Annotated in this window: 19 protein-coding genes; 12 read left to right on the forward strand and 7 right to left on the reverse strand. The window is 66.0% G+C overall.

Annotated elements, in window-relative coordinates:
• Positions 1-132 precede the first annotated feature (132 nt).
• Together oleD and LN450_RS21775 are read left to right on the forward strand one after the other, a co-directional pair.
• Entirely contained in the window at positions 133-1,143 is a 1,011-nt protein-coding gene (oleD, locus tag LN450_RS21770) for a 2-alkyl-3-oxoalkanoate reductase (RefSeq protein ID WP_008572201.1), read from the forward strand.
• A 64-nt stretch (positions 1,144-1,207) separates the two neighbouring features.
• Entirely contained in the window at positions 1,208-1,366 is a 159-nt protein-coding gene (locus LN450_RS21775) for a DUF1328 domain-containing protein (protein WP_003468167.1), read from the forward strand.
• Positions 1,367-1,554: 188 nt separating this feature from the next.
• Here the strand turns inward: LN450_RS21775 and ddlA are convergent, their stop codons facing one another.
• Positions 1,555-2,658 carry a D-alanine--D-alanine ligase gene (ddlA, locus tag LN450_RS21780; RefSeq protein ID WP_011345959.1) on the reverse strand — a complete coding sequence of 368 codons (1,104 nt, stop codon included), beginning with the start codon at positions 2,656-2,658 and terminating at the stop codon, positions 1,555-1,557.
• A gap of 234 nt (positions 2,659-2,892) precedes the next feature.
• On the opposite strand from ddlA, the gene LN450_RS21785 reads away from it, so the two are divergent.
• From LN450_RS21785 to LN450_RS21800, 4 genes are all read left to right on the forward strand, one after another.
• Positions 2,893-3,537 (forward strand): ubiquinone biosynthesis accessory factor UbiJ, encoded by a 645-nt coding sequence (locus tag LN450_RS21785; protein ID WP_011345960.1) that lies wholly within the window; start codon positions 2,893-2,895, stop codon positions 3,535-3,537.
• Positions 3,534-5,207, forward strand: coding sequence for a ubiquinone biosynthesis regulatory protein kinase UbiB (ubiB, locus tag LN450_RS21790; RefSeq protein ID WP_008572222.1), 1,674 nt, complete (start codon positions 3,534-3,536; stop codon positions 5,205-5,207). The genes LN450_RS21785 and ubiB overlap by 4 nt, the downstream gene beginning before the upstream one ends.
• 9 nt (positions 5,208-5,216) lie before the next feature.
• Positions 5,217-5,720 (forward strand): cupin domain-containing protein, encoded by a 504-nt coding sequence (locus tag LN450_RS21795; protein WP_011345961.1) that lies wholly within the window; start codon positions 5,217-5,219, stop codon positions 5,718-5,720.
• A 256-nt stretch (positions 5,721-5,976) separates the two neighbouring features.
• The gene (locus LN450_RS21800) at positions 5,977-6,729 is read left to right on the forward strand and encodes a pseudouridine synthase (protein ID WP_031420679.1); all 753 of its coding nucleotides are present in this window, start codon (positions 5,977-5,979) and stop codon (positions 6,727-6,729) included.
• Between the two features lie 176 nt (positions 6,730-6,905).
• Here LN450_RS21800 and LN450_RS21805 read toward each other — a convergent pair whose 3' ends face one another.
• Positions 6,906-7,484: a DUF2059 domain-containing protein gene (locus LN450_RS21805; RefSeq protein ID WP_031420680.1), complete on the reverse strand. Its 579-nt coding sequence runs from the start codon at positions 7,482-7,484 to the stop codon at positions 6,906-6,908.
• Positions 7,485-7,539: 55 nt separating this feature from the next.
• Between LN450_RS21805 and arfB the strand changes: the two genes are divergently transcribed.
• The 4 genes from arfB to dcp all read left to right on the forward strand — a co-directional run bounded on the left by arfB (position 7,540) and on the right by dcp (position 12,000).
• Complete coding sequence (gene arfB, locus LN450_RS21810; protein WP_005912264.1) at positions 7,540-7,971, forward strand: alternative ribosome rescue aminoacyl-tRNA hydrolase ArfB; 432 nt, start codon at positions 7,540-7,542, stop codon at positions 7,969-7,971.
• Positions 7,972-7,973: 2 nt separating this feature from the next.
• Positions 7,974-8,603 (forward strand): lysophosphatidylcholine acyltransferase, encoded by a 630-nt coding sequence (locus LN450_RS21815; RefSeq protein WP_011345965.1) that lies wholly within the window; start codon positions 7,974-7,976, stop codon positions 8,601-8,603.
• An 88-nt stretch (positions 8,604-8,691) separates the two neighbouring features.
• Entirely contained in the window at positions 8,692-9,708 is a 1,017-nt protein-coding gene (locus LN450_RS21820) for an isoaspartyl peptidase/L-asparaginase family protein (protein WP_011345966.1), read from the forward strand.
• A 108-nt stretch (positions 9,709-9,816) separates the two neighbouring features.
• Positions 9,817-12,000: a peptidyl-dipeptidase Dcp gene (dcp, locus tag LN450_RS21825; RefSeq protein ID WP_039417203.1), complete on the forward strand. Its 2,184-nt coding sequence runs from the start codon at positions 9,817-9,819 to the stop codon at positions 11,998-12,000.
• A 253-nt stretch (positions 12,001-12,253) separates the two neighbouring features.
• Here dcp and LN450_RS21830 read toward each other — a convergent pair whose 3' ends face one another.
• Complete coding sequence (locus tag LN450_RS21830) at positions 12,254-13,183, reverse strand: oxidoreductase (protein ID WP_011345968.1); 930 nt, start codon at positions 13,181-13,183, stop codon at positions 12,254-12,256.
• The gene (locus LN450_RS21835) at positions 13,183-14,220 is read right to left on the reverse strand and encodes an MBL fold metallo-hydrolase (protein WP_011345969.1); all 1,038 of its coding nucleotides are present in this window, start codon (positions 14,218-14,220) and stop codon (positions 13,183-13,185) included. Before LN450_RS21835 ends, LN450_RS21830 begins: the two co-directional genes overlap by 1 nt.
• Here LN450_RS21835 and LN450_RS21840 point away from each other — a divergent pair.
• A complete protein-coding gene (locus tag LN450_RS21840; RefSeq protein ID WP_039417210.1) occupies positions 14,219-14,440 on the forward strand; it encodes a hypothetical protein in 222 nt (73 codons plus the stop codon). The two genes, LN450_RS21835 and LN450_RS21840, sit on opposite strands and share 2 nt — an antisense overlap.
• A 9-nt stretch (positions 14,441-14,449) precedes the next feature.
• On the forward strand, positions 14,450-15,082 hold the full coding sequence (locus LN450_RS21845; protein WP_008572236.1) for a TetR/AcrR family transcriptional regulator: 633 nt from the start codon (positions 14,450-14,452) through the stop codon (positions 15,080-15,082).
• A 161-nt stretch (positions 15,083-15,243) separates the two neighbouring features.
• On the opposite strand, the gene LN450_RS21850 is transcribed toward LN450_RS21845, so the two are convergent.
• The 3 genes from LN450_RS21850 to LN450_RS21860 form a co-directional block, all read right to left on the reverse strand.
• Positions 15,244-15,591, reverse strand: a complete 348-nt coding sequence (locus tag LN450_RS21850) for a VOC family protein (RefSeq protein ID WP_011345970.1) — start codon at positions 15,589-15,591, stop codon at positions 15,244-15,246.
• A gap of 68 nt (positions 15,592-15,659) precedes the next feature.
• On the reverse strand, positions 15,660-16,388 hold the full coding sequence (locus tag LN450_RS21855) for a helix-turn-helix domain-containing protein (protein ID WP_011345971.1): 729 nt from the start codon (positions 16,386-16,388) through the stop codon (positions 15,660-15,662).
• Between the two features lie 144 nt (positions 16,389-16,532).
• Positions 16,533-17,795, reverse strand: coding sequence for a cation:proton antiporter (locus LN450_RS21860; protein ID WP_011345972.1), 1,263 nt, complete (start codon positions 17,793-17,795; stop codon positions 16,533-16,535).
• Positions 17,796-17,815 lie beyond the last annotated feature (20 nt).

Consider the following 17,815-nt stretch of genomic DNA (forward strand, 5'->3'; position numbering starts at 1 on the left):
AGGGATTAGGTGCAGTGTCTGTTGATCGCTGCGGCCCTCGACGGCAGCCTGCACGGCCGCGCGTCGACGCAAGATCGCCAAGTCGGGTGTGGCCGGCTATGGTGTCGTCCCTCAGAGGCGAGGTGTGGTGCGATGAAGGTATTGGTGACCGGTGGTGGCGGCTTTCTTGGCCAGGCGTTGTGCCGCGGCCTGCGCGCGCGTGGGCACGAGGTGGTGAGCTTCCAGCGCGGCGATTACCCGGTGCTGCAACGCCTGGGCGTGGGCCAGATCCGCGGCGACCTGGCCGACCCGCAGGCGGTGCGGCATGCCTTCGCCGGTATCGATGCGGTGTTCCACAATGCCGCCAAGGCCGGCGCATGGGGCAGTTACGACAGCTATCACCAGGCCAATGTGGTGGGCACGCAGAACGTGATCGAGGCCTGTCGCGCCAACGGCGTGCCGCGGTTGATCTATACCTCCACGCCCAGCGTCACCCATCGCGCCACCAATCCGGTGGAAGGACTCGGTGCCGATGAAGTGCCGTATGGCGAGAATCTGCGCGCCGCCTACGCGGCAACCAAGGCCATTGCCGAGCGTGCAGTGCTGGCGGCCAACGATGCCCAGTTGGCGACAGTGGCGCTGCGACCGCGCCTGATCTGGGGGCCGGGCGACAATCACTTGTTGCCGCGCCTGGCCGCGCGTGCGCGTGCCGGGCGGCTGCGCATGGTCGGCGATGGCAGCAACCTGGTCGACAGCACGTACATCGACAACGCCGCGCAGGCGCATTTCGATGCGTTCGAGCACCTTGCCGTGGGCGCTGCCTGCGCAGGCAAGGCGTACTTCATTTCCAATGGCGAACCGCTGCCGATGCGCGAGTTGCTCAATCGTTTGCTGGCTGCGGTGGACGCGCCGGCAGTCACGCGCTCGCTGTCGTTCAACACCGCCTACCGCATCGGCGCCGTGTGCGAAACGCTATGGCCACTGTTGCGTCTGCCAGGCGAGGTGCCGTTGACGCGTTTTCTGGTGGAACAGCTGTGTACGCCGCATTGGTACAGCATGGAGCCGGCACGTCGCGACTTCGGCTATGTACCGCGCATCAGCATTGAAGAAGGCCTGCAACGGCTGCGATCCTCATCTTCCAACGACATCGCCATCACCGGATAAAGACCGGCATATCCACAAGATACGTCTGCGCCGATTCGGCACGACAACTTCTGGATACCTTGCCATGCTGCATTACGCCATCATCTTTTTCGTCATCGCCATCATCGCTGCTGTGCTGGGCTTTAGCGGTATCGCCGGTGCGGCGACCAACATCGCCTGGATCCTGTTCGTGGTGTTCCTGATCCTGGCAGTGATCTCGATGTTCCGTCGCGGCAAGGTATAACGCTTAGCTGCGATACGTCACGGCAGCGGCGCTGCCGGTTGGCGCTCACAGGGCCCGCTTCCGCAAGGATGCGGGCCCTGTGCGTTGTGGCCGGAAATGCGCGGATTTTGAATGTGCGTTGTCGAGTCCAGGCGCGGCGTCGTGGTCGTGGTCGCGCGCTTGTATGCGATGTAACGGCGGCAGCGCCATCAAGGCAGTTGGACCGCACTGCGCAGCAATTGATCGTCGGCATGCCGTTCTAGTGCAAGCTCGATCAACCGCGCGATCAGGCTGCGATAGTCCAGCCCGCTTGCCTGCCACAATTTCGGATACATGCTGATGCGGGTGAAGCCCGGCAGCGTGTTGACCTCGTTGATCACGATGCGTCCATCGGCGCACAGGAAGACATCCACCCGCGCCAGGCCTGCACAGTCCAGCGCCTGGTAAGCCTGCACCGCGATTTGCTGGATGCGCTGCTGGGTCCGCGCATCAATGTCGGCCGGAATCACGATCTCCGCGCCGTGTTCGCTGATGTATTTGGTCTGGTACGAATAGAACGCGTCGTGCACTACCACCTCGCCGCAGACGCTGGCCTGGGGTGTGGCATTGCCCAACACGGCACATTCGATTTCGCGCCCGGCAATGGCCGCTTCCACCAACACCTTGTAGTCGTAGGCCAAGGCCAAGGCGAGTGCAGCGGCGAACTGATCGGCGCTGCGCACCTGGCTGACGCCGACCGACGAGCCCTGGTTGGCCGGTTTGACGAACAGCGGCAAGCCAAACTGCGCGATCAACGCCTCTACATCGGCCATCGCGGCGGTGTGGCGGTTGAAGCAGACGAACGGCGCCACCGCCAGCCCGGCATCGCGCAACACGCGCTTGGCCATGTCCTTGTCCATCGCGACCGCCGAGCCCAGTACGCCGGAGCCCACGAAGGGCAGGTTGGCCATGCGCAGCAGCCCCTGCAGCGAGCCGTCCTCGCCCAGGGTGCCGTGCACGATAGGGAACACCACATCGATCTGCGCCAGCGCCTGCTCCGGCTGGATCGGCCGCACCTGCTGCTGTTGCGCGCCCGGCAGCAGCGCTACGCCGCGCCCGCTACGATGCAGCGCAATGCGCGCCGGGTCGTCGGCATGCAGCAGGAAGCTGTCGGGGTCGTTGACGTGCCACTGGCCTTGCTTGTCGATACCGATCAGCACCGGCTCGAAGCGTTGCGGGTCTAGTGCATCCAGGATATTGCGCGCCGATTGCAACGAGACCTCGTGCTCGGCCGATTTGCCACCGAAGATGAGGCCGACCCGAATCATGCGCATTGCCTGCTCCTGCCATTGGAAGTGGACAGGATGCCTGTGGCGTATGCGCTGAAGGAAGTCGTGCTGCAGCCAACCATGGCGAACAACGCCGGCGTGCCCGATGCGCCTGACCATGCGCCGCGGTGCCCGGCAACCTGCCGTCGCAACGACCGCACGACCGCCGTACCGACAGCCGGCGCACGTGCCACACCGCCGTCAGGCAGCTGCGACATGCAGGGGCGGTAGAATGCGGGCATGCCCGGATCACTCTTCAATTCTCTCAAGCCGCTCGCCGGCCAGGCCCTGCAGGCAGCGCTCAACCGTGCGCTGGCGCTGGACCCGGATACCCGCGACGCCCTGCTGCCGCTGGAAGGCCAGCGCATCGCGCTGACCCTGGAGGCGCCCGCGCTGGCCCTGCAGATCCGCGTGCACGAGCGCCGGTTGCTGGTCGGCCCGGTCGATCAGGCACAGGAACCTGACCTGGCGGTGCGCAGCAGCCTGGCCGGCTTGCTCGGGCAACTGCCGCTGCTGGCCAACGCACGTCGCGCCGGCGCGCCGGCCGGTCGGCTCAAGGTTTCCGGCGATGCCGAACTGGCGCGCCAGCTGCAGCAACTGGCCGGCCGCTTCGACCCGGATTGGCAGTTGCCGTTCGTTACGGTGTTCGGCGACATCCTGGGCGTGCAGATCGCCGGCGCGGTGCGCGCAGCGCTGCAGCAGGCACGTCGCAGTGCGGTGGATCTGGCGCAGAGCGCGGCCGAATTCGTCACCGAAGAATCGCGCGATGTGGTGCCGCGCGCCGAGCTCGAGGCTTTCCATGACGACGTGGACGAGCTACGCGATGACGTCGAACGGCTGGCCGCGCGCGTGCGCCGCCTGCGTGCGAGCGGAGGCACGGCATGAAGGCGATCCTGCGGGCAAGCCGCATCGGCCGGGTGATCCTGCGCTATCGCCTGGATGCCTTGCTGGAAGGCACCCCGGCCGAGCGCTGGTTGCGTTTGGCCAAGCCCTTCGTGCCGCGTGCCAGCGCCGAAATCGCCGCGCAATCGCGCGGTGCGCGGCTGCGCCTGGCGCTACAGGAGCTGGGGCCGATCTTCGTCAAGTTCGGGCAGATTCTGTCCACCCGGCGCGATCTGATTCCGGCCGACGTGGCCGAAGAACTCACCTTGCTGCAGGACCGGGTCAAGCCGTTCGATGGCCAGGCCGCGCGCCTGATCGTCGAAGCCGCACTCGGCCTGCCGGTCAGCGTGGCGTTTGCCAGCTTCGATACCGTGCCGCTGGCCTCGGCGTCGATCGCGCAGGTGCATGCGGCCACGTTGCCGCCCGATGCCAACGGCGTGCGCCGCGAAGTGGTGGTCAAGGTGCTGCGTCCGGACATCGAACGCCAGATCGATGCCGATATCGCGTTGCTGCACTCGCTGGCCACTTTGGTCGAGCGCACCCACCCGCGTGCCGACAAGATCCGTCCGCGTGAAGTGGTGGCCGAGATCGAAGGCACGCTGGCCGCCGAACTGGACCTGCAGCGCGAAGGCGCCAACGCCAGCGTATTGCGCCGGTTCTGGGAAGGCTCGGACGATCTGTACGTGCCGGAAGTGATCTGGTCGCACACCGCCGAGCGCGCGCTCACGCTGGAGCGCGTGTACGGCATTCCATCCGACGACATCGCCAAGCTCGATGCGGCGGGCATCGATCGCAAGGCGCTCGCGGCCAAGGGCGTACGCGTGTTCTACACCCAGGTATTTCGCGACAACTTCTTCCATGCCGATGCGCACGCCGGCAACATCTGGGTCGATTCGGACCCGGAACGCCGGCTCAATCCGCGCTTCATTGCGTTAGATTTCGGCATCATGGGCCAGCTCTCGCAGGAAGATCAGTACTACCTGGCCGAGAACTTCATGGCGATCTTCCACAAGGATTACCGCCGCATGGCCGAGTTGCACGTGGAGGCCGGCTGGATGCCCAGCAACGTGCGCATCGACGAACTGGAGGCGGCCGCGCGCTCGGTATGCGAGCCGTATTTCACCCGGCCGCTGTCGGAAATTTCCTTGGCGCAGGTGCTGATCAAATTGTTCCGCGTGGCGCAGCGCTATGAGTTGACGCTGCAGCCGCAGCTGATCTTGCTGCAAAAAACGCTGCTCAATATCGAAGGCGTGGGCCGGCAACTCGACCCCAAGCTGGATATCTGGGCAGTGGCGCGACCGGTGCTCGAGCGCATCCTGCGCGAGCGTTACAGCCCGCGCCGCGTGCTGCGCGAACTGGGCAAGCGGTTGCCGGAGATCATGACCCATGCGCCGGACATGCCGCGCCTGGTGCACAGCTGGCTAAAGCAGCAGGTGGAAGGCCGCCATCAGATCGACATCCGCTCGCCCGAACTGCTCGCCCTGGACCTGAGCCTGCGCAAGCTGCAGACCCGCGTGGTGACCGCCATCACCGGCAGCGGGTTACTGGTGGTCGCGGCCGTGCTCTATGGACTGCATCCGGATGGTTGGTACCTGGGCACGGTGCCGGTGTGGAGCTGGATCAGCGGCGGCGCCGGTTCGGCCGCGCTGCTGGTCGCCTGGTTGCGGCGATAGGGGACGACCATGCCCGACGCAACCGATACCTTGGACGCAAGCACATCCGTAGCGGCGATTGCGGCGCTGGATGCGCCACCGCGCACGCAAGAATCCAGCTATCCGCCGTTGTTCGCCGCGCAGATGGGCGGCCGCCAGAAGCGCGCACTGGGCGAGGTGTTCGGGCTGCGCAACTTCGGCGTCAACCTGACCACGCTGGCGCCGGGTGCACGTTCGGCGCTGCGGCACGGGCATTCGCAGCAGGACGAGTTCGTCTACATCGTCAGCGGCGCGCCCAGCCTGATCACCAACGCCGGCGAGCAGTTGCTGCAGCCGGGCATGTGCGTTGGCTTCCGCGCCGGTGATGGCGATGCGCATTGCCTGATCAATCGCAGCCAGACGGTGGTGACGTACCTGGAAGTGGGCGACCGCAGTGCCGGCGATTGCGTGACCTATCCGGACGATGACCTGATGCTGGTCCCCGTGGCGGACGGGCAGCGCGCGTACCGGCACAAGGACGGCACGCCCTACTGAGCGCGCCGGTGGTGGTCCATCTGTTGGCGTTGCACGATGGCGCAATACACCGCGATACGCGCATCCGTCTGCTGCCCTGACGCTGGCGTGGTTGGGGCAAGTGAGACGTGAAGCAGCCACCCATGCGGCGGGCAGGCATCAGTTGCGTGTGGAGCGCGCAGCAATTGCACCGTACGAGCGGTCCAGGCCGCAGCCATTGCCGTACACGTGGCTGGCGACAGCACGGTCTGTTCGCCGTCGGCAGCGCGGCGATGCAGTGGCATGCGGTGTCGGCGATGCGGATAATCCGCCGGTGAGCATATCCCCCAAGCATCTGCAGATTCTCTACCAGGACGATGTCCTGGCCGTCGTCGACAAACCCGCCGGCCTGATGGTCCATGACAGCAAGCTGGCGCGTGGAGAGGACGACTTCCTGGCCGACCGTCTACGCGAGCAGCTGGGCAAGCCGATCTTTCTGGTGCACCGGCTCGACCGCGCCACCAGCGGCTGCCTGCTGCTGGCCTTCGATCGCGACAGCGCCAGTGCGCTGGGCAAGGCCTTGATGGCGGGCGAGGTGGAGAAAGATTATCTCACCGTCTGTCGCGGCTGGCCGGCCGAGGAGCGCTTCATCGTCGACCATGACCTGGACGGCGGGCCGGGCAAGCCGGTCAAGAAGCCGGCCGTGACGCATTTCCAGCGTCTGGCCACCGGCGAGCTGGAGATTCCTTCCACCGGGTTCACCACCTCGCGCTACGCACTGCTGCGCTGTCAGCCGCAGACCGGCCGCTTCCGGCAGATTCGCCGGCATATGAAGCACCTGTCCCATCACATGATCGGCGACACCAGCCACGGCGACGGCCGCCACAACCGCAGTTTCCGCATGCTCGGCATCCACCGCATGTTGCTGCACGCCGAACGCCTGGGATTTCCGCATCCGGGCGGTGGCCGGCGCATCAGCATCACCGCGCCGCTGGATGCGGAGTTCACCAAGGCGTGTGCGTTGTTTGGTTGGGACGTGGCGCAGTTGTAGGTGGCGCCACCGCTGTCGCGCGGGAGCGCCCTGATCGTCCTACGGGGGAGGGGCGCCGCAGAGGCGGATGAGGGCGCGCGCTCAGCCCGCCTGGTCAACGCGCGTGCCACTCTCCGCTAACTCAAGGCCCCAGCAAAGCAAGCTCTGACGATTCCCCATTCCCCATTCCCCGCCTTTCAGGGCTTCTTGGCCGGCGCAGGTTCGTTGACGATCTTCTCCAGGTCCTTCTGCAGGTCGGCAAACAGCGGCAGCATCCTTTGCTGGATGGCGCCCATCAGGTTCTGGGTCAGGGCGGGGGTCTTGTCGAGCAGGCTCTGGCCGGCCGAGCTCTCGTAGAACTCGGCCATGGCCAGCACGTCCTCGCGCGAGAACGAGCGCTTGTAGATATCCACATACATCGGGCGCAGTTCCGACCACGACAGCGCCTTGCGCACGGTCTGGCGGGTGCGTTCCTGGATGCGTTGCAGCTGCGCCTGTTGGTCGGGGTCGAGCTGGCGCTGTGCGGTGAGCTGGGCGAATTGCTGCTGCTGCAGTGCTTCGATCTGCGGCAGCATCGTATCCAGCATGGTCTGCGCGCGCGAGGCGGCCAGCAGGCGGTTGATGTCGGCATCGCTGGGCGCCTGCGCCAATGCCGCCGGGGCAGCCACGGCCAGCAGGGCCGACAGCAGCAGCCGGCGTCCGAGGCGGCGCGTGGCAGTGAGCGAATGGGTAGGTGTCATCGGAGCATCCTGCAAACGGGGGACCGGCCGCAGCATACGGGAGCCGGCGTTCGCGCGCGCGTCCACGCCGCTGCCGATACAATCGGCGCACATGGCCAGCGACCCGATCCAGATCACCCCCAGCCTGACGATTCCGCCGAGCGAACTCGTCGAACGCTTCGTGCGTGCCAGCGGCGCCGGCGGGCAGAACGTCAACAAGGTCTCCACCGCGGTGGAGCTGCGTTTCGACGTGGCTGGGTCGCCGTCGCTGCCCGAGCCGCTGCGGGCGCGGCTGCTGTCGCGGCGCGACCGCCGCATGACGGCCGACGGCGTGCTGGTGATCGACGCGCAGCGCTTCCGCACCCAAGACCGCAACCGCGACGATGCGCGCGAGCGGCTGGTCGAAATCATCAGTGCGTGCCTGTCGGTGCCCAAGCGCCGGGTCGCCACCAAACCGAGTCATGGTGCCAAGCTGCGGCGGCTGGATGCCAAGCGGGAACGCAGCCAAATCAAGCGTGGACGCTCTGCGTCCCACTGGGAGTAAGCGTGAGTCAACCCGACCCGTCGTTGCCACCGGTAACACAGGCCAACATCCTGCTGCAGCCATCTCCGCCCCGGATGCCGCGTGCCCATGGCCGCTTCATCCGCTGGCTGGGCCGTACCGCCTTGCGCGTGACCGGCTGGCGCCTGCTCGGGCGGCTGCCCGACGAGCCCAAGCTGGTCATGATCGTGGCCCCGCATTCGTCCAACTGGGACGGCTTTTTGGGCTTTGCGGCCAAGTTCGCGCTGGGCTTCGAAGTGCGCGTGCTGGGCAAGGCGCAGCTGTTCTGGTGGCCGCTGGGCCCGCTGCTGCGCAAGCTCGGCGGCATTCCGCTGGACCGCAGCTCGCCACAGGGCACCATCGGCCAGGCGGTGCGGCTGATCCGTAACTCCGAGCAGATGTGGTACGTGATCACCCCCGAAGGCACGCGCAAGCGGGTGGAGCAATGGAAGGCCGGCTTCTGGAAGATCGCTTCCGATTCCAATGTGCCGATCCTGCCGGTGTATTTCGACTACCCCAGCAAGACCGTGGGCATCGGCGAGCCGTTCTGGACCGGTAACGACATGGCCGCCGATATCGCCGCCATCCGCACCTGGTACCGGCCGTGGCGCGGCAAGCATCGCGATACGTTGTGAGTGGCGTGGCGCGCGGTTGAAGGATCGTCGGCGTTGGTTGGTGAACCGGTGCGCCTGTCGTCGAATATGCATTCCATCGAGGCACTTCATGATCGCTAGGTACGCACGCGCGTTGTGTCTGTCGCTTTCTCTGCTGCTCATCGCCGGCCCGGCGCTGTCGGCCACGCCGATGCTGGTGATCCATGGTGGTGCGGGCGTGGAGAAATCCAGCCTTTCCAAGGACGAGCAGGCGCAGGCGCGCGAGGCGATGCAACGCGCACTGCGCGCCGGGCACGCGGTGTTGAACCGCGGTGGCAGTGCGGTGGATGCAGTGGCCGCCACCATCATCGTGCTGGAGGACGCACCGCAGTTCAATGCGGGGCGTGGTGCGGTGTTTACCCACGACGGCAGGAACGAACTGGACGCGGCCATCATGGACGGCGCCAGCGGCAAGGCCGGCGCGATTGCCGGCGTGCACACGGTCAAGAACCCGATCCAGCTGGCACGCCGCGTGATGGACCACTCCAGGCACGTCATGCTGGTCGGCAACGGCGCCGAGCAATTCGCGCGCGAGCAAGGCATCGCCCTGGTCGACCCGAGCTATTTCCGCACCGACAAGCGCTGGCAGCAGCTGCAGAAGGCGCTCAAGGCCGAGGCCGGCGACCGCCAGGCGCAGGCGCAGCTGGACCTGGAAACCGCCAAGCATTTCGGCACGGTCGGTGCGCTGGCGCTGGACCGCGACGGCCATCTGGCCGCTGGCACCTCCACCGGCGGCATGACCAACAAGCGCTATGGCCGCGTGGGCGATGCGCCGATCATCGGCGCCGGCACCTATGCCAACAGCCAATGCGCGGTGTCGGGCACCGGCTGGGGCGAGTTCTACATCCGCGCCGTGGCGGCCTACGACATCTGCGCGCGCATGAAATACGCCGGACAATCGCTGCAGCAGGCGGCCGAGACCGTGATCGACCAGCAGATCCCAAAGGCCGGCGGCGACGGCGGCGCCATCGCGCTGGATGCACAGGGCAACCTGGCGTTTCCCTTCAATACCGAGGGCATGTACCGCGGCTGGATCGGTGCCGACGGCACCCCGCATGTGGCGATTTTCAAGGACGAGACGCTGTAGCGTCGCCATCCCCAACCGCGTCCGTCGACCCAATCCAACGGCACATGCCAGCGGGCGCGAAACCCGCTAGCGTGGCCGGCTGCACTACCCACTCAGGAATCACACGCCATGTCGCGTACCGTCGTTCTGGCCGCTGCCATCACCTTGGCACTGGCTGCTTGTTCTGGAAAAGAGTCGTCCGGCCAGGAGTCCACCACCGTGACCGAGAAAACCGCCCCGGCCCCGGCCGCGGATGCTGCATCCAACCCCTTGCTGACTGCCAGCACGCTGCCGTTCCAGGCGCCGCCGTTCGACAAGATCAAGGACGCCGATTACCTGCCGGCGTTCGAAGAAGGCATGCGCCAGCATCTGGCCGACATCCGCAAGATCGCCGATAACCCCCAAGCGCCCACCTTCGACAACACCATCGAAGCGATGGAGCGTGGTGGCGAAACGCTTACGCGCGTGTCGCGCATCTTCTTCGGGCTGGTGCAGGCCGATACCAGCGACGCACGCCAGAAAATCCAGGAAGAGATCGCGCCCAAGCTGGCCGCGCATCAGGACGAGATCAATCTGGACCCCAAACTCTTCGCACGCGTCAAAACCATTTACGACCAGCGCGACACGCTGAATCTGGACCCGGAGCAGAAGCGTCTGGTCGAGCGCGACTACGAAGAGCTGGTACGCGCCGGCGCGCAGTTGTCCGATGCCGACAAGGACAGCCTGCGCAAGCTCAACGTGGAAGAAACCACCCTCTCCACGCAGTTCCATACCCGCCTGGTCGCCGCCTCGGCCGCCGGCGCGGTGGTGGTGGACGACAAGGCCAAGCTCGATGGCCTGAGCGAAGGCGATATCGCCGCCGCGGCCGATGCCGCCAAGGCCCGCAAGCTCGATGGCAAGTATCTGCTCACCCTGCAGAACACTACCCAGCAGCCGGTGCTGGCCTCGCTGAAGGATCGCCAGCTGCGTGCCGAGGTGTTGAAGGCCTCTGAAACACGCGCAGAAAAGGGCGATGCCAACGACACCCGCCAGACCATCCAGCGCCTGGCGCAGCTGCGCGCGCAAAAGGCCAAGTTGCTCGGCTTCGACAACTACGCCGCCTACAGCCTGGGCGACCAGATGGCCAAGACGCCGGATGCTGCGCTCAAGCTGCTGACCGACACCGTGCCGGCGGCCACCGCCAAGGCGCGCCGCGAAGTGGCCGACATGCAGAAGGTGATCGACGCGCAACGTGCTGATGCAAAGACCGGCGATTTCAAGCTCGCCGCGTCCGATTGGGACTTCTACGCCGAGCAGGTGCGCAAGGCCAAGTACGACCTGGACGAGGCGCAGATCAAGCCGTACTTCGAGCTGGACAACGTGCTGCAGAACGGCGTCTTCTACGCCGCCACGCAGCTGTACGGCATCACCTTCAAGCAACGCACCGACATCCCGACCTATCACGCGGATATGAAGGTGTATGAGGTGTTCGATGCCGACGGCACTTCCATGGCGCTGTTCTACACCGACTACTTCAAGCGCGACAGCAAGTCCGGTGGCGCGTGGATGGACGTGTTCGTCGAGCAGGATGGCCTTACCGGTGCCAAGCCGGTGGTCTACAACGTGTGCAACTTCACCAAGCCGGCCGCCGGCCAGCCGGCGTTGCTGAGCTTTGACGACGTCACCACCTTGTTCCATGAGTTCGGCCATGCGCTGCACGGCATGTTCTCCAAGGTGAAGTACCCCTCGATTGCCGGCACCAGCACTTCGCGCGACTTCGTGGAATTCCCCTCGCAGTTCAACGAGCACTGGGCCTCCGATCCGAAGGTCTTCGCCCACTACGCCAAGCACTACCAGACCGGCGCGCCGATGCCGGCCGAGCTGGTGGAAAAGATCAAGAAGGCCAAGACCTTCAACAGCGGCTACGCCACCACCGAATACCTGTCGGCAGCGCTGCTGGATCTGGCCTGGCACACCCAGCCGGCCGACGCGCCGCTGCAGGACGTGAGCAAGTTCGAAGCCGACGCCCTGAAGCGCTTCAAGGTGGATCTGGCCGAAGTGCCGCCGCGTTATCGCAGCAGCTACTTCGACCACATCTGGGGCGGCGGTTATTCGGCCGGGTACTACGCGTACTTCTGGTCGGAAGTGCTCGACGACGATGCGTTCGAATGGTTCAAGGAAAACGGCGGCCTGACCCGCAAGAACGGCGACACGTTCCGCGCCAAGATCCTCTCGCGCGGCAACACCGTCGATCTGGCCACGCTGTATCGCGATTTCCGCGGCAAAGACCCCAGCGTCAAGGCGCTGCTGGAAAACCGTGGATTGACCGAGTAAGCGCCGCGCTGCGGCGACATGCTGCACGGGTATCGTGCATGCAGATCGAGACGGGGTGGCCATCGGCCATCCCGTTTTCGTTTGCGGACCTGGCAACCTTCTCGCATTCGCGAGCATGCCGGATGCAGCGCAGGGCACCCTGTCAGGACGCTATCGCAACGTCTCCGCAAGCGCAGCCGCTGCGACGGCTTCACTTGCGCAGCGCAGTGCAGAGACCAAGTCAAACTGCGTGGCCGGCTTCATCAGGGCGCCATCAGAACGCCACGCCCGTCAGCGCACACGCGGTATCCCACAAGCGTGCTGCCACCTGCTGGTCATGCGCCTGGTGGGCGATCTTGGCAGGCGCCGGATCGCCCTTCAGCTCGAACAGGCCGTTTGGTCCGTAATAGCCCCCGGCCTGTGCCTGCGGAGACGTCGCCGCATACAGCGTCGGTCGTGCGCCCGCGCTTGCCGAATGGCCGATGCAGCGGGTGAACAGCCCGGTGGCCACGCCGCTCGCGCTGCGTCGGCCTGCGCCGTCCGGCCCGTTGGCGATCAAGGCGGTCCGTGCGATTCCCGGGTGCGCGGCGATCGCACGCACGCCCCAGCCATGCGTGTTGCTGCGGCGCTGCAATTCCAGGCTGAACATCAGCATTGCCAACTTGGATTGCCCATAGGCTTTCCACGGACGGTATGGGCGTTCGCTCTGCAGATCGTCGAAATCGATGCGCGCCTGTCGATGCGCCAGGCTCGACAAGTTGACCACACGCGGTGCCGACGCAGCACGCAGCAAAGGAAGTACCTGCGCGGTCAGCGCAAAATGTCCCAGGTAATTGCTGCCCAGTTGCAACTCCATCCCGTCGGCGGTGGTTTGCCGTTGCGGGGGCGCCATCACGCCGGCGTTGTTGATCAGCAGATCCACCGCAGCATGGCGCGTGGTCAGCCGCTTGGCGAATGCGCGAACCGACGCCAAACTTGCCAAGTCAAGCGCCTCCACACGCACCTCGGCCTCCGAATGGCGGGCAAGCAGCGCCCAGCGTGCCGCTTCGCCCCTGTCGGGGTTGCGTGCGGTCAGCACGACATGGGCGCCGGCACCGGCCAGGGCCAGCGCGGTTTCGTAGCCCAGTCCGCCGGGACTGGCGCCGGTGACGATGGCCACTCGTCCCCGCTGCGATGGCAGATCGGCTAGCGTCCAGCCGCTCATCACGCAAGTACCAGAGTGTCGGGCAGCGTGCGCCACCAGCGTTGATCGGTGTCCGGGCGGTGCGCGTTCACCCGTTCGCCCATCTGCGGGATGGCCAGCGGAACGTTTGCGGCCGCCGCCAACGCGACGATGCGCTCGAACGGCTCGGACCAGGCATGCAAGGCCAGGTCGAAGGTGCCGTTGTGGATAGGCAACAAGGTATGCCCGCCGACGTCGAAGAAGGCCTGCAAGGTCTGCTCCGGCTGCATGTGCACGTGCGGCCACATGTGGTCGTAGGCGCCGTTTTCGATCAATGCCACATCGAACGGCCCGAGCTGCTCGCCGATGGTCTTGAAGTGCGGGCCATAGCCGCCGTCGCCGCTGAAGAACAAACGCAGGTCACCTGCCTGGATCACCCAGGAACACCACAGCGTGCGCCCGTTGTCGAACAGCCCGCGGCCGGAAAAATGTTGCGACGGGGTGGCGGTGAGCTGCAGGCCGGCAACGCTGATCGACTCCCACCAGTCCAGCTGCCGCACCTTGGCCGGGTCCACGCCCCAGCGCACCAGCAGGTCGCCCACGCCCAACGGAGCGACAAACACGCCGACACGGTCGGCCAGCGCACCGATGGTGGCGCGGTCGAGATGGTCGTAGTGGTCATGCGACAGGATCACCCCAGCCAGCGGCGGCAGCGCGTCCAGCGCAATCGGCGGGGCGTGGAAGCGCTTGGGTCCGGCGAACGGCACCGGCGAGGCGCGTTTGGAAAACACCGGGTCGGTCAGCCACAGCCCGCCCGCCAGCTTCATCAGCAGGGTGGAATGGCCCAGCCGGTACAGGCTGCGATCCGGTGCGGCCAGCAGTTGCGCGCGTGTCAGCGGCTGCACCGGCAAGGGCGCGGAGGGCGCCGTGGTGCGGGGCTTGCCGAATACCATGGCCCACATCAGGCCGAGCTGCTCGCGCAGGGTCATGACGGTGGTCGGCAACGGCATGGCATTACGGAAGCGGCCAGCGCGAAACTGCGGCGAATCGACATACGGGGAAGGGCGTGGGGAAGCCATAGGAAGTCCGGGCAAGACGTGGGAGAGCAGAAGGACGAGCGATCAGGCAACGGCGATGCAGCAAGCACTGGGTGGAACTGGCGTCAGGATCGGCATGGACGGCCGTACAGGCAGCTTCCTACAGACCAACGGCGGCGCGGTGACAACAACACAGCGCACCAGCACTGATTACACTACACAGTGTAGTTTTATTTTAGTGAAAGTAAACTACCCGGTGTAAAATCGCCCCATGTCGACCGCATCTTCCTCTCCGGCCACGCCCCAGCGCCTGACCGACCGCAAGCGCAACGCCATCGTCGAGGCCGCCATTGCCCAATTCCGGCAGCACGGCTTCGAAGCGACCAGCATGGACCGCGTGGCCGCCACCGCCGGCGTTTCCAAACGCACGGTCTACAACCACTTCCCCAGCAAGGACGCCTTGTTTGGCGAGATCTTGCGCGGACTGTGGCAACGCAGCGCCGAGGCGGTGAACCTGGCCTATCGGCCCGACCAACCGCTGCACCTGCAGTTGATCGCCCTGCTGCAACAGAAACTGCGGCTGTTGGACGACCCGGCGTTCATCGATCTGTCGCGCGTGGCCATCGCCGAAGGCATCCACTCGCCGGCGCGTGCGCGCGAATTGTTGTCGCAGCTGGGCAGCAAGGAAGAGGGCACCACCGCCTGGCTGCGTGCCGCACTGGCCGATGGCCGGCTGGCAGGCGTAGAGCCTGAATTCGCCGCGCAGCAGTTGCAGGCGCTGGTGAAGGGCTTTGCGTTCTGGCCGCAGATCACCATGGGCCAGCCGCCGCTGTCGCCGCAGCAACAGACGCAGGTGGCCGAATCGGCGGTGGCGATGTTCCTGGGGCTGTACGCGCGCAAATAAGCGCGGGCAGCCCGTTCATTTGCTAACAAGGCGTAGCGAGTAGTCGTCAGGTGAGCGCAGCCGGCGCACTCACAGGCGCAGCGGACGAGTGAGACATGCCCCGACTTCGCGCACCGGCTGCGCCCGCCTGGCGGCGCGCGTAGGCGTTTTGCCAGCTGCGCTTAGTCTTTTGACCACACTGCCAAGGGATAGCCGTGCGGGTCGGCAAAGTGAAAACGGCGCCCGCCCGGGAACGCGAACACCGGTTGGGTGATGCGTCCACCTGCCGCTTCGATACGCGCCTGGCTGCGCGCCAGATCATCGGAGGCGAGCACCACCAGCGCGCCACCCGGCTGCGGCGTGCCATGGAAGAAACCGCCGCTCAGGCGGCCGTCGCGGAATTCGCAGTAGTCAGGGCCGTAGTCCTGAAATGTCCAGCCGAAGGCCTGCCCGTAAAAGGCTTTGGCGACGGCGATCGAGTCGACGGCAAATTCCAGATAATCGATGCGGTGCTGCGTGGTGTCGGTCATGGCGTGCTCCTGAGCGAGCGCACAGCATGCAGATGGCGCACGCCGGTGGCTTGGCGAAAACGGCCAACTCAGCGTGCATGCTGCTGCACCAGGGCGCGCGGACTCAGCCCGGTGAGTTGACGTGCATCGCGCACCAGATGCGGCGCATCGCCGTAGCCGGCATGCAGCGCGGCCTCGGTCAAGTTGCGGTGCCGTCGCACGATCCGCAGGAAGCGCTGCAGGCGCAGAACGCGCTCCAGCGTCTTGCTGCCGTAGCCGAACGCGTCCTGACAGCGGCGGCGCAGCGAGCGCTCGCTGATTCCCAACGCGTCGGTCAACGCGCTTAGCCGGGTCGGCGCGCCGACGGACAGTTGTTCGAACAGCCAAGCCATCTGCGGATCGCGCGCTGCGGCGTGCTGTAGGCACAGTGCCTGCAAGGTCTGTAACGGGTCGGCGCCGTCTTCCAGGCGATGCTGCCATGTGCGGCCCCGCTCGCCCCACAGCGTTTCCAGCGCAACGCGTTGGTCGGCAATGGCGTGTAACGGCAGCTGCAGCAGACCGGCTGCCACGCCCGCTGCCAGGCGGACACCGGTCAACGTCGTGCCTGCCGCCACCGATGCGGGATTGGCAATGCGATCCGGCCCGGCAACGAATACTTCGCTGCCGTTCCAGATCAGATCGACGCTGCCATCGGGCAACACCAGCACCGGTTGCGGCGCGGGACCGCCCTGGCGAAATTGCCAACTGCACTGCAGCTGCGCGCGTAACGCAGGCGGTGCCGCGCTTTCGGCATAACATGGCTCAGCTGGGTCGGACATGACGGCACTCTGCGTAAGAGTGGATGCGGGCGCGTGCAGTGCCGCAACGTGGAGCGCGCCATGATTCAATGCCGTGCGCTGCACGGCAGCCCAGTTGCATGCACGGTATCGGGCCTGACGCGGCACCGCAGCACCATCGCGCCCTCATCCGTGAGGTGAATTGCTTGCGGCCAGCGCATCGGCTGCTGCATGCCGTTTGCGCTGGAACCAGGCCACCATCGGCGAGGCCATGACCGTGGTCACCAGCGTCATGCCGAACAACAGCGTAAACAGATCCGGCCCGATCACGCCGCTATCCAGGCCGATCTTGATCACCACCAACTCCATCAGCCCGCGTGCGTTCATCAGCGAGCCCACTGTAAGACTGTCGCGCCAGTGATGGCCGCTCAGGCGCGCACCCAGCGTGCAGCCGAGCAACTTGCCGCCCACCGCCACCCCGATCACCAGCACAAGTCCGCTCAGGCCGGCGCCGGCGAATGCGCCAGGGCTGGTGGCTTGACCGGCAACCGCAAACAGCACCGGCATCAGTAGGGTGATGGCCAGCGGCTCGATACGCCCGGCCAGATGTTCCAGCAGGCGGTCATCGCGCGGCAGGCAAATGCCGAACAGGAAGGCGCCAAAGATCGCATGCAGCCCGATCCACTCCGCCAGCGCGGCGCACGCCAGCAGACCGATCAAGACCCATACCAGCGCGCTCGGTGCATACCGGCCGTCATGCGCGCGTGCGCGCAGCACGCGCGCATAGGCAGGCTTGAGCACACCGAACACGGCGGCGATCAAGACCAACGCACCGATCGCCGTGAACGCCACGCCGCCATGCGCGTTGTTGCCGGTCAAGGTCAGCACGATCGCCAGGAAGATCCATACCGTGGCGTCGTCGATCACGGCCGCGCCCAGCGCCAGGCGGCCGGCGGGCGTCCGCGTCATGTTGCGGTCCTTGAGGATGCGCGCCAGCACCGGAAATGCCGTTACCGACATCGCCGCGGCAATGAACAGCGCGAATGGCCAGAAGCTGACGCCTTGCGGTGCGAAGCGCGGGAACAGCCATGGCGCGGCAGCCAGTCCGAGCAGCAGCGGCAACACGATGCCGGATACGCCCACCAGGATCGAGGCGCGCACTTGCGCTTTGGTGCCTTCCGGCGCACGCAATTCGACACCGACCACGAACATGAAAAGCACCACGCCCATCGTGGCCAGGCCGGACAGCGGCGGCAGGCTTCTGGCGGCGAACAACGCCATGTGCAGGTCGGGCAGCCAGGCACCGAATGCGATCGGACCGAGCAACAACCCGGCCGCCATTTCGCCGATGACCGGCGGCTGCCCAATGCGTTGCAGCAACGCACCGCACAGGCGCGCAGCGCCCAGGATCACTGCCAACTGCACCAGCAACAACGTGGTCGGATTCATCGCGTGAGCATTCCAGTGGT

This window comes from Xanthomonas euvesicatoria pv. euvesicatoria (assembly GCF_020880415.1).
Classification (GTDB): Bacteria; Pseudomonadota; Gammaproteobacteria; order Xanthomonadales; family Xanthomonadaceae; genus Xanthomonas; species Xanthomonas euvesicatoria.

What these genes read in the sequence shown, in the direction of transcription:
- LN450_RS21775 (WP_003468167.1), top strand. Translation starts at nt 1,208, where the DNA reads ATGCTGCATTACGCCATCATCTTTTTCGTCATCGCCATCATCGCTGCT.
- LN450_RS21805 (WP_031420680.1), bottom strand. Translation starts at nt 7,484, where the DNA reads ATGCTGCGGCCGGTCCCCCGTTTGCAGGATGCTCCGATGACACCTACC.
- ubiB (WP_008572222.1), top strand. Translation starts at nt 3,534, where the DNA reads ATGAAGGCGATCCTGCGGGCAAGCCGCATCGGCCGGGTGATCCTGCGC.
- ddlA (WP_011345959.1), bottom strand. Translation starts at nt 2,658, where the DNA reads ATGCGCATGATTCGGGTCGGCCTCATCTTCGGTGGCAAATCGGCCGAG.
- LN450_RS21860 (WP_011345972.1), bottom strand. Translation starts at nt 17,795, where the DNA reads ATGAATCCGACCACGTTGTTGCTGGTGCAGTTGGCAGTGATCCTGGGC.
- LN450_RS21785 (WP_011345960.1), top strand. Translation starts at nt 2,893, where the DNA reads ATGCCCGGATCACTCTTCAATTCTCTCAAGCCGCTCGCCGGCCAGGCC.
- LN450_RS21830 (WP_011345968.1), bottom strand. Translation starts at nt 13,183, where the DNA reads ATGAGCGGCTGGACGCTAGCCGATCTGCCATCGCAGCGGGGACGAGTG.
- LN450_RS21845 (WP_008572236.1), top strand. Translation starts at nt 14,450, where the DNA reads ATGTCGACCGCATCTTCCTCTCCGGCCACGCCCCAGCGCCTGACCGAC.
- LN450_RS21855 (WP_011345971.1), bottom strand. Translation starts at nt 16,388, where the DNA reads ATGTCCGACCCAGCTGAGCCATGTTATGCCGAAAGCGCGGCACCGCCT.
- LN450_RS21835 (WP_011345969.1), bottom strand. Translation starts at nt 14,220, where the DNA reads ATGGCTTCCCCACGCCCTTCCCCGTATGTCGATTCGCCGCAGTTTCGC.
- LN450_RS21850 (WP_011345970.1), bottom strand. Translation starts at nt 15,591, where the DNA reads ATGACCGACACCACGCAGCACCGCATCGATTATCTGGAATTTGCCGTC.
- oleD (WP_008572201.1), top strand. Translation starts at nt 133, where the DNA reads ATGAAGGTATTGGTGACCGGTGGTGGCGGCTTTCTTGGCCAGGCGTTG.
- LN450_RS21820 (WP_011345966.1), top strand. Translation starts at nt 8,692, where the DNA reads ATGATCGCTAGGTACGCACGCGCGTTGTGTCTGTCGCTTTCTCTGCTG.
- arfB (WP_005912264.1), top strand. Translation starts at nt 7,540, where the DNA reads ATGGCCAGCGACCCGATCCAGATCACCCCCAGCCTGACGATTCCGCCG.
- dcp (WP_039417203.1), top strand. Translation starts at nt 9,817, where the DNA reads ATGTCGCGTACCGTCGTTCTGGCCGCTGCCATCACCTTGGCACTGGCT.
- LN450_RS21795 (WP_011345961.1), top strand. Translation starts at nt 5,217, where the DNA reads ATGCCCGACGCAACCGATACCTTGGACGCAAGCACATCCGTAGCGGCG.